12 protein-coding genes are annotated in these 15124 nt (G+C 71.2%); all 12 read right to left on the reverse strand.

Annotated elements, in window-relative coordinates; all coding sequences use genetic code 11:
• Nucleotides 1–97: 97 nt before the first annotated feature.
• Nucleotides 98–2197, reverse strand: coding sequence for a primosomal protein N' (locus ACXNSR_RS08090; RefSeq protein ID WP_458641464.1), 2100 nt, complete (start codon nucleotides 2195–2197; stop codon nucleotides 98–100).
• 239 nt (nucleotides 2198–2436) lie between these two features.
• Nucleotides 2437–3645 carry a methionine adenosyltransferase gene (gene metK, locus ACXNSR_RS08095; RefSeq protein WP_030841517.1) on the reverse strand — a complete coding sequence of 403 codons (1209 nt, stop codon included), beginning with the start codon at nucleotides 3643–3645 and terminating at the stop codon, nucleotides 2437–2439.
• Nucleotides 3646–3855: 210 nt separating this feature from the next.
• The gene (gene coaBC, locus ACXNSR_RS08100; RefSeq protein ID WP_458643225.1) at nucleotides 3856–5055 is read right to left on the reverse strand and encodes a bifunctional phosphopantothenoylcysteine decarboxylase/phosphopantothenate--cysteine ligase CoaBC; all 1200 of its coding nucleotides are present in this window, start codon (nucleotides 5053–5055) and stop codon (nucleotides 3856–3858) included.
• Between the two features lie 121 nt (nucleotides 5056–5176).
• Nucleotides 5177–5449 carry a DNA-directed RNA polymerase subunit omega gene (gene rpoZ / locus ACXNSR_RS08105; protein ID WP_004948662.1) on the reverse strand — a complete coding sequence of 91 codons (273 nt, stop codon included), beginning with the start codon at nucleotides 5447–5449 and terminating at the stop codon, nucleotides 5177–5179.
• 73 nt (nucleotides 5450–5522) lie between these two features.
• Entirely contained in the window at nucleotides 5523–6086 is a 564-nt protein-coding gene (gene gmk, locus ACXNSR_RS08110) for a guanylate kinase (RefSeq protein WP_030008745.1), read from the reverse strand.
• Between the two features lie 61 nt (nucleotides 6087–6147).
• A complete protein-coding gene (locus ACXNSR_RS08115; protein WP_030008746.1) occupies nucleotides 6148–6471 on the reverse strand; it encodes an integration host factor in 324 nt (107 codons plus the stop codon).
• 303 nt (nucleotides 6472–6774) lie between these two features.
• Nucleotides 6775–7614: an orotidine-5'-phosphate decarboxylase gene (gene pyrF / locus ACXNSR_RS08120; protein ID WP_458641465.1), complete on the reverse strand. Its 840-nt coding sequence runs from the start codon at nucleotides 7612–7614 to the stop codon at nucleotides 6775–6777.
• Nucleotides 7611–8720: a quinone-dependent dihydroorotate dehydrogenase gene (locus ACXNSR_RS08125; protein WP_458641466.1), complete on the reverse strand. Its 1110-nt coding sequence runs from the start codon at nucleotides 8718–8720 to the stop codon at nucleotides 7611–7613. The genes pyrF and ACXNSR_RS08125 overlap by 4 nt, the downstream gene beginning before the upstream one ends.
• A 91-nt stretch (nucleotides 8721–8811) precedes the next feature.
• Complete coding sequence (gene carB / locus ACXNSR_RS08130) at nucleotides 8812–12120, reverse strand: carbamoyl-phosphate synthase large subunit (protein ID WP_458641467.1); 3309 nt, start codon at nucleotides 12118–12120, stop codon at nucleotides 8812–8814.
• Nucleotides 12113–13261: a glutamine-hydrolyzing carbamoyl-phosphate synthase small subunit gene (gene carA / locus ACXNSR_RS08135; protein ID WP_458641468.1), complete on the reverse strand. Its 1149-nt coding sequence runs from the start codon at nucleotides 13259–13261 to the stop codon at nucleotides 12113–12115. Before carA ends, carB begins: the two co-directional genes overlap by 8 nt.
• The gene (locus tag ACXNSR_RS08140; RefSeq protein WP_030008751.1) at nucleotides 13258–13839 is read right to left on the reverse strand and encodes a PH-like domain-containing protein; all 582 of its coding nucleotides are present in this window, start codon (nucleotides 13837–13839) and stop codon (nucleotides 13258–13260) included. The genes carA and ACXNSR_RS08140 overlap by 4 nt, the downstream gene beginning before the upstream one ends.
• Nucleotides 13836–15122: a dihydroorotase gene (locus ACXNSR_RS08145; protein WP_458641469.1), complete on the reverse strand. Its 1287-nt coding sequence runs from the start codon at nucleotides 15120–15122 to the stop codon at nucleotides 13836–13838. The genes ACXNSR_RS08140 and ACXNSR_RS08145 overlap by 4 nt, the downstream gene beginning before the upstream one ends.
• Between the last annotated feature and the right edge of the window lie 2 nt (nucleotides 15123–15124).

Here is a 15124-nt window from a genome sequence, read left to right on the forward strand (position 1 = left end):
CGGCGTTCGGCGAGGCCTTTGCGCGCGCCACGTCGGCACACCGCGGCGGCACGGCTCGTCCGCGCGGCTCGTCGGCATACCGCGTCGGCCCGGTCCCTCAGCCGATGTCGGGCGGGTCGATCCGGACCCGGACGGCCTCGGCCGCCGGTACCCCCTTCGCCAGCCGGGCCGCCTGCGCCGACTTCAGGGCGGCCGCCAGGGCGGCTCCGCTGCCCGGTGGGACCCGGACCAGCGCCCGCTCCCCCGGGGACGGCTCCCCGCGCCGCCCGGGGAGCGGCACCGGCCCCAGGATCTCCGCGTCGGGCGGCAGCCCGGCTCCGGCCAGGAACGCCTCGACGACCTCGCCCCGGCCGGCCACCGCCGCCATCCGGGACACCGGCGGGAAGCCGAGCTGGGACCGCTCCGCGAGCTCCCGGACGGCATGGCCCACCGGGTCCCACCGGACCAGGGCCTGGACGGGTCGCAGCGTCGGTTCGGCGACCACCACGACCTGGCCGTCGCCCCGGACCAGGGAGGCGGCGGCGATCCACCGCCGCAGCGCGTCCTCGCCGGCCCGAAGGTCGGGCCGGGTGAGCATGGCCCAGCCGTCGAGCAGCAGCGCGGCCGCGTACCCGGCGCCCGCAGCCACGGGCTCGGCGCCCGGGGTGCACACCACCAGCGCGGGCCGGTCCGGCACCTCGTCGAGGACGTGGTCGCGCCCGGAGGTCCGTACGGCCACGGCCGGGAAGGCGCGTCCCAGTTCCTCGGCGGTGCGCCGCGCGCCGACCACCTGGGCCCGCAGCCGGAACGATCCGCATTCCTCGCAGTGCCAGGATGGCTCGCCGCGCCCGCACCACCCGCACCTCAGGTCCCGCTCGTCGGGGGCCTCCAGGGGGCCCGCGCAGACCGTGCAGCGGGCCGGGGTGCGGCAGCGCTCGCAGGCCAGCCGGGGCACGTAGCCCCGCCGCGGTACCTGGACCAGTACGGGCCCGGTCTTCAGCCCCTCCCGTACGGTCTCCCAGGCCAGGCTCGGCAGGCGCGCGGCCCGGGCGGCCTCGTCGCGGGCGAGCAGTTCGTCCCCGACGGTCCGGATGCGGGGCGCGCAGGCCCGTACGGTCTCGCGGTCGGCGATCAGGGGCCTGGCCCAGCCGGACTCGACCAGCTGGGCGGCCTCGACGGTGCAGCTCGTACCGCCCACGAGGAAGCCGCAGCCGTCGCCCACGGCGCGCAGCTCCAGTACCTCTCGGACGTGCGGGAAGGGGGCGTTGTCGTCGCTGTGGCTGGAGTCGCCGTCGTCCCAGACGGCGACCAGCCCGAGGTCCCGGACGGGTGCGAACATCGCGGCCCGGGTGCCGATGACGGCCCGCACGGAGCCCCGGTGCACCGCCAGCCATTGGCGGTAGCGCTTCTCGGGCCCCGACTCGGCGGTCAGCAGCGCGTGCCGGCCCTCGCCGAGCAGGGCGGTCAGGGCCGCGTCGACGCGGGCGGCGGTCCGCCCGTCGGGGAGCACGGCGAGGGCCCCGCGCCCGGAGGCCAGGGTGGCGGCCATGGCGCGGGCGAGTTCGTCGGCCCAGCCGGGGCCGGGCAGGGCTGTCCACACGGCGCGCGGGGTGCCACCGGTGGCGAGGGCGCGCAGGAAGCCGGGCCCGGCGCCGTACCGCGCCCAGCCGGCGGGCTCGGGGGCCGGGGGCGGCGGCAGGGGTTCCGGTGAGGGCTTGGCCTCGGCGCGGGCGCTGCGCGCGGGCAGGGCGAGCTGGAGCACGTCGGCGAGGCTGCCGGCGTACCGGTCGGCGACGGCCCGGGCGAGGGCGAGCATGCGGGGGCTGAGGACCACCTCGGGCGAGACCACGTGGGCGAGGGCGGCCAGTGCGCCGTCGTAGTCGGACTCGGCGCGGCGCTCCACGATGAAGCCGTCGATGAGGCCGCCGCCCTCGCGGCGGCCGCCGTGCACGTGGTGGGAGCCTGCGCCGAACCGGACGCGGACGCGGACGCCGGGCTGGGCGGCTGCGGAGAGCTCCTCGGGGACGGCGTAGTCCCAGAGCTGGTCGAGGTGGAGGACGCCCTTGTTCACGAGGATCCGGGCGATGGGCAGCTCGGCGGCGAGGGCGGCCCCGCGCCAGGTGCGCGGCTTCGCCTTGGGCGCCTTGGCCTTCGCCTCGGCGACCATTTCCCGGATCAGCGCGAGCTGCTCCGGCGGGGACTCGTTCGCGCTGCTCACATCAGCATTCTTACCAAATGCCACCGACAGCGGCGGGTGCGGTGTGTGGGCCCTCCCGAGATCGGGCCGGGCGGCGGCGGGTCCTGCGCTTCCTTCGACACGGGGTTCGCACCCCGCTCCAGATGAAGCCGTCACCCCTCGCACCGGGAGGGCTGCGCCAGCCTATCCGCGCGGGAGGGGCCGCACCAACGCAATACGGCCCCGGACCGGGCGGTCCGGGGCCGTATTGCTACGGGTGACTACAGGCCGGCGGCCGTGCGCAGCGCGTCCACGCGGTCGGTGCGCTCCCAGGTGAAGTCCGGCAGCTCACGGCCGAAGTGGCCGTAGGCGGCGGTCTGGGCGTAGATCGGGCGCAGCAGGTCCAGGTCGCGGATGATCGCGGCCGGGCGCAGGTCGAAGACCTCGCCGATCGCGTCCTCGATCTTCTGGACCTCGACCTTGGCGGTGCCGAAGGTCTCGACGAAGAGACCGACGGGCTCGGCCTTGCCGATGGCGTACGCGACCTGGACCTCGCAGCGCGAGGCGAGGCCGGCGGCGACCACGTTCTTGGCGACCCAGCGCATGGCGTAGGCGGCGGAGCGGTCGACCTTCGACGGGTCCTTGCCGGAGAAGGCGCCGCCACCGTGGCGGGCCATGCCGCCGTAGGTGTCGATGATGATCTTGCGGCCGGTGAGGCCGGCGTCGCCCATCGGGCCGCCGATCTCGAAGCGGCCGGTCGGGTTCACCAGGAGGCGGTAGCCCTCGGTGTCGAGCTTGATGCCGTCCTCGACGAGCTGGGCCAGGACGTGCTCGACGACGAACTCGCGGATGTCGGGAGCGAGCAGCGAGTCGAGGTCGATGTCCGAGGCGTGCTGCGAGGAGACCACGACGGTGTCCAGGCGCACGGCCTTGTCGCCGTCGTACTCGATGGTGACCTGGGTCTTGCCGTCGGGGCGCAGGTACGGGATGGTCCCGTTCTTGCGGACCTCGGAGAGCCGGCGGGACAGCCGGTGCGCGATGTGGATCGGCAGCGGCATGAGCTCGGGGGTCTCGTCGCAGGCGTAGCCGAACATCAGGCCCTGGTCGCCCGCGCCCTGCTTGTCCAGCTCGTCCTCGTCGCCCTCGACGCGCTTCTCGTAGGCGGTGTCGACGCCCTGCGCGATGTCCGGGGACTGGGCGCCGATGGACACCGACACGCCGCAGGAGGCGCCGTCGAAGCCCTTCTTGGAGGAGTCGTAGCCGATCTCGAGGATCTTGTCCCGGACGAGCTGCGCGATCGGCGCGTAGGCCTTCGTCGTCACCTCTCCCGCGATGTGCACGAGACCCGTGGTGATCAGGGTCTCCACGGCGACGCGCGAGGTGGGGTCCTCGGTGAGGAGCGCGTCGAGGATCGTGTCGCTGATCTGGTCAGCGATCTTGTCGGGGTGGCCCTCGGTGACGGACTCCGAGGTGAACAGACGACGGGACACAACGCTCCCTGGGGTTGCAGCGGCTGCTGGCTGATCATTGGCGGAACCACATCGGGGGCTGCGCCCGATCACGTTCCGGATGCAGTTTATCGGTCGCCACTCATCGATGGACCACCCGTCTCGCCTTATGGGAGCCGTGTGACCTGCGGCACTCCCATTCTTACGCACAGATGTGACCTGGAGAAGGGGAATCGGCCCAGGCGCGTCGCACTAGAGCCGGGCGGCCACCCGGTCCCAAATCACCTCGGCCAGAGCCTCCTTCGGACCATAGGGCACTTGAGTCTCAGAGCCATCAGAGGCCAGGATGACCGCTTCATTCTCCTCAGATCCAAAGGTGCGAGCCTCTCCGACTTCGTTCACGACGAGTAGGTCACAGCCCTTGCGGGCGAGCTTGGCGCGGCCGTTCGCGAGGACGTCGTCGGTCTCGGCGGCGAACCCGACGACCACTTGCCCGACCCTGGCACGATCGGCCGAGATCTCCGCCAGAACGTCCGGATTGCGTACGAGCGCCACCGGCGCCGGGTCCTGCCCGTCCTTCTTCTTGATCTTTCCGCCCGCGTACTCGGCGGGCCGGAAATCGGCCACGGCCGCGGCCATCACCACGGCGTCGGCGTCCGCGGCGGCCTTGAGCACGGCCTCCCGCAGCTGCACGGCCGTCCCCACGCGTACGACGTCCACCCCGGCCGGGTCGGCCAGCGCGGTGTTGGCCGCGACCAGGGTGACCCGGGCCCCGCGGGCGACGGCGGTGCGGGCGAGGGCGTAGCCCTGCTTGCCGGAGGAGCGGTTGCCGAGGAAGCGGACCGGGTCCAGCGGCTCCCTCGTGCCGCCCGCGCTGATCACCACGTGCCGCCCGGCGAGGTCCGGCTCGGCCGCCCCGCGCGCCAGGACCCGGCGGCAGACCTCGAAGATCTCCTCGGGGTCGGGCAGCCGCCCCTTGCCGGTGTCCTTGCCCGTGAGCCGGCCGACGGCGGGCTCGATGACGAGGGCGCCGCGCCGGCGCAGCGTGGCCACGTTCTCCTGGGTGGCGGGGTGCTCCCACATCTCGGTGTGCATGGCCGGGGCGAAGACCACCGGGCAGCGGGCGGTGAGCAGGGTGTTCGTGAGCAGGTCGTCGGCGAGCCCGTGGGCGGCCTTGGCCAGCATGTCGGCCGTGGCCGGGGCGACGACGACGAGGTCGGCGGACTGTCCGATGCGCACGTGGGGCACCTCGTGGACGGACTCCCAGACCTCGGTGGAGGCCGGGTTCCCGGAGAGGGCGGACCAGGTGGCCTCCCCCACGAAGTTCAGGGAGGCCGCGGTGGGCACCACCCGCACGTCGTGTCCGGACTCGGTCAGCCGGCGCAGCAGCTCGCACGCCTTGTAGGCGGCGATCCCGCCGCTGACCCCCAGGACGACCTTCGGCTTGTCCACCACGTACTTCCCTTCGACGGCTGCGACGCGTTCGGCTCTGATCGTCGTCGTACCCACCCATGACACACCACAGGCCCGGCAGATGTTCTGCCGGGCCTGTGGTGAAAGGACTTCTGGTGCCTTACTGGGCCGGGGCCTCGATGGCCTCGGAGGTCAGCAGACCCGCGTTGATCTCGCGCAGCGCGATCGAAAGCGGCTTCTCGTGGACGTGGGTGTCCACCAGCGGGCCGACGTACTCGAGCAGGCCCTCACCGAGCTGCGAGTAGTACGCGTTGATCTGACGCGCACGCTTGGCCGCGTAGATCACGAGGCTGTACTTCGAGTCCGTGGCCTCGAGCAGCTCGTCGATCGGCGGGTTGATGATGCCCTCGGGCGCAGTGATGGAAGAGGACACGCTCTACCTTCCGAAGATGGGTGAAAGATGGGGCCGCCCTGGAATCGACCGAATCAGAAAATTCGATCAACGATCAGACAACTGCCATCAAGGCTAGCAGCTCACGTGCTACGTCCTCGACGGAGGTGTTGACCAGGGTGGTGTCGAACTCGGACTCGGCAGCGAGCTCGATCTTGGCGGCGGCGAGCCGGCGCTCGATGACCTCCGCCGATTCGGTGCCCCGGCCGGTGAGCCGGCGGACCAGTTCGTCCCAGCTCGGCGGTGCCAGGAAGACCAGCTGGGCGTCGGGCTTGGACTCGCGGACGAGTCGTGCGCCCTGGAGATCGATCTCCAGCAGCACCGGCTCGCCGTTGTCCAGGCGTTCCAGTACCGCGCCGCGGGGGGTGCCGTAGCGGTTGCCCGCGAACTCGGCCCACTCCAGCAGCTCGCCGTTGGCGATCAGCTTGTCGAACTCGTCGTCATTGACGAAGAAGTAGTGGACTCCGTGTCGCTCACCGGGCCGCGGCTTGCGGGTGGTGGCCGACACCGAGAGCCATACCTCGGGGTGAACCTTGCGCATATGCGCGACGACCGTGCTCTTGCCGACCCCTGAGGGGCCGGAGAGCACGGTCAGCCGCGGACGAACCTCTGCTGCCATAGAGCGATTATCCAGGTTCTCGGGACTGCCTGAGAACGCCGGGAGAACTTCAGTCGACGCCTCAGGCGCCGGTGCTGCCGAACTCGCGCTCCAGAGAGGCGATCTGGTTGGAACCGAGACCTCGGACACGCCGGGACTCGGAGATGCCGAGACGCTCCATGATCTGCTTGGCGCGCACCTTGCCCACGCCAGGCAGAGACTCCAGCAGGGCGGAGACCTTCATCTTGCCGATGACGTCGTTCTCCTGGCCCGTCTTGATGACCTCTTGGAGCGAGGCACCGGAGTGCTTGAGTCGATTCTTGACCTCGGCCCGCTCCCGGCGAGCCGCGGCGGCCTTTTCGAGCGCGGCTGCGCGCTGTTCAGGGGTAAGGGGCGGAAGAGCCACGCCTACGTCACCTCGGATGTCGAACTGTCGGATACGGACCGGTGGGCAGCCCGAAGGCACCACACCTGGCGAGCTCCCGAACAGCGATCGAAACGCGTTCGCTGCACGTTCACTCTGGTCGGAGACTAGCGGCCAACAACGCTCCAGTCAGCGAGAACGGACGAAAAGTCCTGGTCAGCCTCCACTGAACCGTACATCACGGACAAAATACCCCGGTTTTGTCCGATGAAGAGCGTTCGAGTTTCGCCAAGAAATGCGAGACGCCCTGCCGCGGAGGTGCGACAGGGCGTCCCGGGTGACCGATCACGCGGTGACGGCCTCGTGGATCTCGTCGGCGAAGCGCCGCGCCGAGTCGCGCAGGGCCGTCACGTCCGGTCCGTGCTTCAGGACGCCCCGCGAGACGTTCGGGACGACGTTGCGCACGGCCTTGCCGAAGACGCCCGGCAGGTCCGCCGCCGTCGCGCCCTGCGCACCGATGCCGGGGGCCAGCAGCGGACCGTTGATGTCCAGGTCGAAGGAGGACAGATCGCCCAGCGTGGCGCCGACCACCGCGCCGAAGGAGCCCATCGGGGCGGCGTCCGCGTTCTCCGCCGCCAGGTGGGCCAGCATCGTCGCGCCGATCGTGCGGCCGTCCTCGCGGACCGCCCGCTGGACCTCGGCGCCCTCCGGGTTCGAGGTCAGCGCCAGGACGAACAGGCCCGCACCCGACTCCCGGGCCAGATCGACGGCCGGCTTCAGCGAGCCGTAGCCCAGGTACGGGGAGACCGTCAGCGCGTCCGAGAACAGCGGCGAGGCCGGGTCCAGGAAGGCCGAGGCGTACGCAGCCATGGTGGAGCCGATGTCGCCGCGCTTGGCGTCCATGACGACCAGGCTCCCGGCCGCCCGGGCGTCCGCCACGGCCCGCTCCAGGACGGCCACGCCCTTCGAGCCGAACCGCTCGAAGAAGGCCGCCTGGGGCTTGAAGACGGCCACCGACTCAGCGAGGGCCTCGACGACCGTACGGGAGAACCGCTCCAGGCCCGCGATGTCGTCCTGCAGGCCCCACTGGGCCAGCAGGGCGGCGTGCGGGTCGATGCCGACGCACAGCGGACCCCGGGAGTCCATCGCCGCGCGCAGGCGGGTGCCGAACGGGGTGACAGTCACTTGGTGGCCTTTCGGGTCTCGGCGCCCACCGCTTCGGCGAGCGTCGCGTACGGGCTGTTGGCCAGGCGCGCGGCGAGGCCCTTGTGGATGGCGCGGGCGTAGAACGGGCCCTCGTAGATGAAGGCGCTGTAGCCCTGGATCAGCGTGGCACCGGCCAGGATCCGCTGCCAGGCGTCCTCGGCGTTCTCGATGCCGCCGACCCCGACCAGGACCAGGCGGTCCCCCACGCGGGCGTACAGGCGGCGCAGGACCTCCAGCGAGCGCTCCTTGACCGGGGCGCCGGAGAGCCCGCCGGTCTCCTTCACCAGGGACGGGGCGGACTTCAGGCCCAGCCCCTCCCGGGCGATGGTCGTGTTCGTCGCGATGATGCCGTCGAGGCCCAGCTCCAGGGCCAGGTCGGCGACCGCGTCGACGTCCTCGTCCGCCAGGTCGGGGGCGATCTTGACCAGCAGCGGCACCCGGCGGTCGGTCACCGTGCGGTCGGCGGCCTCGCGCACGGCCGTCAGCAGCGGGCGCAGCGACTCGGTGGCCTGGAGGTTGCGCAGGCCGGGGGTGTTGGGCGAGGACACGTTCACGACGAGGTAGTCGGCGTGCCGGGCGAGGCGCTCGGTGGAGGCGACGTAGTCGCCCACGGCCTCCTCCTCGGGCACGACCTTCGTCTTGCCGATGTTGACGCCGACGACCGTCTTGAAGACGGCCTCGCGGGCCGCCAGGCGGGCCGCCACGGCCGCCGAGCCCTCGTTGTTGAATCCCATGCGGTTGATCAGCGCGCGGTCCGCCACGAGGCGGAAGAGCCGCTTCTTCGGGTTGCCGGGCTGCGGCTCGGCCGTGACCGTGCCGATCTCGATGTGGTCGAAGCCGAGCATCGACATGCCGTCGATGGCGACGGCGTTCTTGTCGAAGCCGGCGGCGAGGCCGAAGGGGCCGTGCATGCGCAGGCCGAGGGCCTCGGTGCGGAGCTCCTCGTAGCGCGGGGCCAGGGCGGCCGCCGCGAAGGTGCGCAGCACGGGCGTGCGGGCGGCGAGGCGGATCCAGCGGAAGGCCAGGTAGTGGGCCTGCTCCGGGTCCATCCGCTTGAAGACCAGGTTGAAGAACGTTTTGTACATCGTCGGAAAATCCCTCTGCGCTCGTGAAGAGGGGGACACCCGTCGTGAAACCGGTGTCCCCCTCCCCGTGTCCGGGCTGTACGGGCCTGCGTCAGTCGCGGGCCGCGGTCAGGTGCTCCGCGTGCTCCTGGAGGGAGCGGACGCCCACGTCGCCGCGGTTGAGCGCGTCGATGCCCTGGACGGCGGCGGCGAGCGCCTGGACCGTGGTCAGGCAGGGGACGCTGCGGGCCACGGCCGCCGTGCGGATCTCGTAGCCGTCGAGGCGGCCTCCGGTGCCGTACGGGGTGTTGACGATCAGGTCGACCTGGCCGTCGTGGATCAGCTGGACGATGGTCTTCTCGCCGTTCGGGCCCTCGCCCTCGCTGAGCTTGCGCACCACGGTGGCGTTGATGCCGTTGCGGCGCAGCACCTCGGCGGTGCCGGAGGTGGCCATCAGCTCGAAGCCGTGGGCGACGAGCTCGCGCGCCGGGAAGATCATCGAGCGCTTGTCGCGGTTGGCGACCGAGATGAAGGCGCGGCCCTTGGTGGGCAGCGGGCCGTAGGCGCCGGCCTGCGACTTGGCGTAGGCGGTGCCGAAGACGGCGTCGATGCCCATGACCTCGCCGGTGGAGCGCATCTCCGGGCCGAGGACGGTGTCCACGCCGCGGCCGTGGATGTCGCGGAAGCGCGACCACGGCATGACGGCCTCCTTGACGGAGATCGGCGCGTCGATCGGCAGGGTGCCGCCGTCGCCGGTCTTCGGCAGCAGGCCCTCGGCGCGCAGCTCGGCGATGGTGGTCCCGAGCGAGATGCGGGCGGCGGCCTTCGCGAGCGGGACCGCGGTGGCCTTCGAGGTGAAGGGGACGGTCCGGGAGGCGCGCGGGTTGGCCTCGAGGACGTAGAGGATGTCCCCGGCCATCGCGAACTGGATGTTGATCAGGCCGCGGACGCCGACGCCCTTGGCGATCGCCTCGGTGGAGGCGCGCAGGCGCTTGATGTCGTAGCCGCCGAGGGTGATCGGGGGCAGGGCGCAGGCGGAGTCGCCGGAGTGGATGCCGGCTTCCTCGATGTGCTCCATGACGCCGCCGAGGTAGAGCTCGTGGCCGTCGTAGAGGGCGTCGACGTCGATCTCGATGGCGTCGTCGAGGAAGCGGTCGACCAGCACGGGGCGGGTCGGGGAGATCTCGGTGGACTCGGCGATGTACGACTCGAGGCGGGTCTCGTCGTAGACGATCTCCATGCCGCGGCCGCCGAGCACGTAGGACGGGCGGACCAGGACCGGGTAGCCGATCTCGTCGGCGATCGCCTTCGCACCCGCGAAGGTGGTGGCGGTGCCGTGCTTGGGGGCCGGCAGGCCGGCGTCGGCGAGGACCTGGCCGAAGGCGCCGCGGTCCTCGGCGGCGTGGATGGCCTCGGGGGACGTGCCGACGACGGGGACGCCGTTGTCCTTGAGGGCCTGGGCCAGGCCCAGCGGGGTCTGGCCGCCGAGCTGGACGACGACACCGGCGATGGGGCCGGCCAGCGACTCGGCGTGGACGATCTCCAGCACGTCCTCGAGCGTCAGCGGCTCGAAGTACAGGCGGTCGGAGGTGTCGTAGTCGGTGGAGACGGTCTCCGGGTTGCAGTTGACCATCACGGTCTCGTAGCCGGCGTCGCTGAGGGCGAAGGAGGCGTGGACGCAGGAGTAGTCGAACTCGATGCCCTGGCCGATGCGGTTCGGGCCGGAGCCCAGGATGATCACCGCGGGCTTGGTGCGGGTCGCGACCTCGGACTCCTCGTCGTACGAGGAGTAGAAGTACGGGGTCTTCGCGGCGAACTCGGCGGCGCAGGTGTCGACCGTCTTGTAGACCGGGCGGACGCCGAGGGCGTGCCGGACCTCGCGGACGACGTCCTCGCGCAGGCCGCGGATCTCGGCGATCTGGGCGTCGGAGAAGCCGTGGCGCTTGGCCTCGGCGAGCAGCTCGGGGCCGAGCTTCTCGGCGGCGGTCAGCTCGTCCGCGATCTCCTTGATGAGGAAGAGCTGGTCGACGAACCAGGGGTCGATCTTCGTGAACTCGAAGACCTCTTCCTGGGTGGCGCCGGCGCGGATGGCCTGCATGACGGTGTTGATGCGGCCGTCCGTCGGGCGGACCGCGGTGCGCAGCAGCTCTTCCTTGTCGCCGGTGGGGCCGACGAAGGTGAACTGCGAGCCCTTCTTCTCCAGGGAGCGCAGGGCCTTCTGGAGGGCCTCGGTGAAGTTGCGGCCGATGGCCATGGCCTCGCCGACCGACTTCATGGTGGTGGTGAGGGTGGCGTCGGCCAGCGGGAACTTCTCGAAGGCGAAGCGCGGGGCCTTGACGACGACGTAGTCGAGGGTCGGCTCGAAGGAGGCCGGGGTCTGCTCGGTGATGTCGTTGGGGACCTCGTCGAGCGTGTAGCCGATGGCCAGCTTGGCGGCGATCTTGGCGATCGGGAAGCCGGTGGCCTTCGACGCGAGCGCCGAGGAGCGCGAGACGCGCGGGTTCATCTCGATGACGATGACGCGGCCGTCGGTCGGGTCGATCGCGAACTGGATGTTGCAGCCGCCGGTGTCGACGCCGACCTCGCGGATGATCGCGATGCCGATGTCGCGCAGCCGCTGGTACTCGCGGTCGGTGAGCGTCATCGCCGGGGCGACGGTGATCGAGTCACCGGTGTGGACGCCCATCGGGTCGAAGTTCTCGATGGAGCAGACGACGACCACGTTGTCCTTGGTGTCGCGCATCAGCTCCAGCTCGTACTCCTTCCAGCCGAGGATGGACTCCTCCAGGAGCACCTCGGTGGTCGGGGAGAGCGTGAGGCCCTGGCCGGCGATGCGGCGCAGCTCGTCCTCGTCGTGGGCGAAGCCGGAGCCGGCGCCGCCCATGGTGAAGGAGGGGCGGACGACGACGGGGTAGCCGCCGAGGGTGTCGACGCCCTTGATGACGTCGTCCATCGAGTGGCAGATGACCGAACGGGCGGACTCGCCGTAGCCGATCTTCGCCTTGACGGCCTCGACGACGCCCTTGAAGAGGTCGCGGTCCTCGCCCTTGTTGATGGCCTCGACGTTGGCGCCGATGAGCTCGACGCCGTACTTCTCCAGCACACCCTGCTCGTGCATGGAGATCGCGGTGTTGAGCGCGGTCTGGCCGCCGAGGGTGGGCAGGAGCGCGTCGGGGCGCTCCTTGGCGATGATCTTCTCGACGAACTCGGGGGTGATCGGCTCGACGTACGTGGCGTCGGCGATCTCCGGGTCGGTCATGATCGTCGCGGGGTTGGAGTTCACCAGGATGACCCGCAGGCCCTCGGCCTTGAGGATGCGGCAGGCCTGGGTGCCCGAGTAGTCGAACTCGGCGGCCTGTCCGATGACGATCGGGCCGGAGCCGATGACCAGGACGGACTGGATATCGGTGCGCTTAGGCACGCTCGGCCTCCATCAGGGATACGAAACGGTCGAAGAGGTACGCGGCGTCGTGCGGGCCGGCGGCCGCCTCGGGGTGGTACTGGACGCTGAAGGCCGGCTGGTCGAGCAGCTGGAGGCCTTCGACGACGTTGTCGTTCAGGCAGACGTGGGAGACCTCGGCGCGGCCGTAGGCGGTCTCGGTGACCTTGTCGAGGGGCGCGTCGACGGCGAAGCCGTGGTTGTGCGCGGTGATCTCGACCTTGCCGGTGGTGCGGTCCTGCACCGGCTGGTTGATGCCGCGGTGGCCGTACTTCAGCTTGTAGGTGCCGAAGCCGAGCGCGCGGCCCAGGATCTGGTTGCCGAAGCAGATGCCGAAGAGCGGGGTCTTGCGCTCCAGCACGCCCTGCATGACGGCGACGGGGCCGTCGGCGGTGGCCGGGTCGCCCGGGCCGTTGGAGAAGAACACGCCGTCGGGCTGGACCGCGTACACGTCCTCGACGGTGGCGGTGGCGGGGAGCACGTGGACCTCGATGCCGCGCTCGGCCATCCGGTGCGGGGTCATGCCCTTGATGCCGAGGTCGATGGCGGCGACGGTGAAGCGCTTCTCGCCGATCGCGGGAACGACGTACGTCTCCTTGGTGGCGACCTCGGCGGAGAGGTTCGCGCCCTTCATCTGCGGCTGCGACTGGACCTTGGCCAGGAGGGCCTCGTCGCGGATGCCGACCCAGGCCTCGCCCGAGAAGATGCCGACGCGCATGGCGCCGCGCTCGCGCAGGTGGCGGGTGAGGGCGCGGGTGTCGATGCCGGAGATCCCGACGACGCCCTGCTTCGTGAGCTCCTCGTCCAGCGAGCGCCGGGAGCGCCAGTTGGAGGGGACGCGGGCGGGGTCGCGCACGACGTAGCCGGCCACCCAGATGCGGGAGGACTCGGGGTCCTCGTCGTTGACGCCCGTGTTGCCCACGTGGGGGGCGGTCATCACGACGACCTGCCGGTGGTACGACGGGTCGGTGAGGGTCTCCTGGTAGCCGGTCATGCCGGTGGAGAACACGGCCTCGCCGAAGGTCTCCCCCACAGCGCCGTAGGCGCGGCCGCGGAAGATCCGACCGTCCTCCAGGACGAGTACGGCGGGAGCTTTGGCTGCTCCCCTGGTGGAGGTCGTCATCGTTCGGCGCCTTCCGTCGTGATGGATGAGTTCATGAGGTTGATGGCTTCGACCCAGGCGGCGTGTTCGGCCGCGCGGTCGGAGCGGAATCCGGAGTCGATGAGCTTGTCGCCGTGCGCCCAGGTGACGACGAGCAGACCGCCCTCGGTGAGTACCTTGCCCGCGATTCCCTTGTCGAGGCGGGCGCCGCGCAGCTGCGCGGCCGGTACGAAGAAGTCGTTGGCCCCCGGTCGGACCACGTCGAGGCCCGCGTCGGTGAGCGTGAGCTCGACCCGGCTGCGCAGGCCCAGACCGTGGGCGACGATCCGGTCGAGCCACTGCCCGGCGGTGGTGGACCCGTGGTAGCGGCCGGTCAGGGCCAGCCGGTGCTCGGGAAGGCCGTCGGGTGCGGCGGGCAGCTCCGGCAGATCGTTCTGCAGAGCGCCGCGCCATTTCCAGCCCTGCCGCATCAGCCAGTAGACGAAGGCGACGAAGACGGCCAGGCCGATCACCCACGCCATGCGGGCACCGAAGCTGGTCACCTCCGCCGACTGTCGTTCGGCGGCCTCGGCGGCCAGTTGGATTACTGCAGGTGTCACGCCAGTTTCCCGTCCACGACCGTTGCCCGGCCCCGCAGGAAGGTGTGAGTGACGCGCCCCGGCAGCTCACGGCCCTCGTAAGGCGTGTTGCGGCTGCGGGAGGCGAAGTGTGCGGGGTCCACGACACCACGGTACGAGGTATCGACCAAGGTCAGGTTCGCGGGTTCACCTGCCGAGACGGGACGGCCGTGGTTCTCCAGGCCGCCGATGCGCGCCGGGGCGAAGCTCATCCGCTCGGCGACGCCCGCCCAGTCGAGCAGTCCGGTCTCCACCATCGTCTGCTGGACGACGGAGAGCGCGGTCTCCAGGCCCACCATGCCCATGGCGGCGGCGGCCCACTCGCAGTCCTTGTCCTCGTGCGGGTGCGGGGCGTGGTCGGTGGCGACGATGTCGATCGTGCCGTCGGCGAGCGCCTCGCGCAGGGCGAGCACGTCGCGCTCGGTGCGCAGCGGCGGGTTGACCTTGTACACCGCGTTGTACGAGCGCACGAGCTCCTCGGTGAGGAGGAGGTGGTGCGGGGTGACCTCGGCGGTGACGTCGATGCCGCGGGACTTGGCCCAGCGGACGATCTCGACGGAGCCGGCCGTGGAGAGGTGGCAGATGTGGACGCGGGAGCCGACGTGCTCGGCGAGCAGGACGTCGCGGGCGATGATCGACTCCTCGGCGACGGCCGGCCAGCCGCCGAGACCGAGTTCCGCGGAGACGACGCCCTCGTTCATCTGGGCGCCCTCGGTGAGGCGGGGCTCCTGGGCGTGCTGGGCGACGACACCGCCGAAGGCCTTCACGTACTCCAGGGCGCGGCGCATGATCACGGCGTCGTCCACGCACTTGCCGTCGTCGGAGAAGACCGTGACGCGGGCGGCGGACTCGTGCATGGCGCCCAGCTCGGAGAGCTGCTTGCCCTCCAGGCCCACGGTGACGGCGCCGATGGGCTGCACGTCGCAGTAGCCGGACTCCTTGCCCAGGCGCCAGACCTGCTCGACGACGCCGGCGGTGTCGGCGACCGGGAAGGTGTTCGCCATGGCGAACACGGCGGTGTAGCCGCCGGAGGCGGCGGCACGGGTGCCGGTGAGGACGGTCTCGGAGTCCTCGCGGCCGGGCTCGCGCAGGTGGGTGTGCAGGTCGACGAGGCCGGGGAGGAGGATCTGGCCCTCGGCCTCGATGACGGTCGCGCCTTCGGCGGACAGGCCGGTGCCGACCTCGGCGATGGTCTCGCCGTCGATCAGGACGTCCTGCGCCTCGCCGCCGAGTACCTTCGCGCCACGGATAAGGATCTTGCTCATGG

The sequence above is a fragment of the Streptomyces sp. NC-S4 genome (assembly GCF_054353315.1).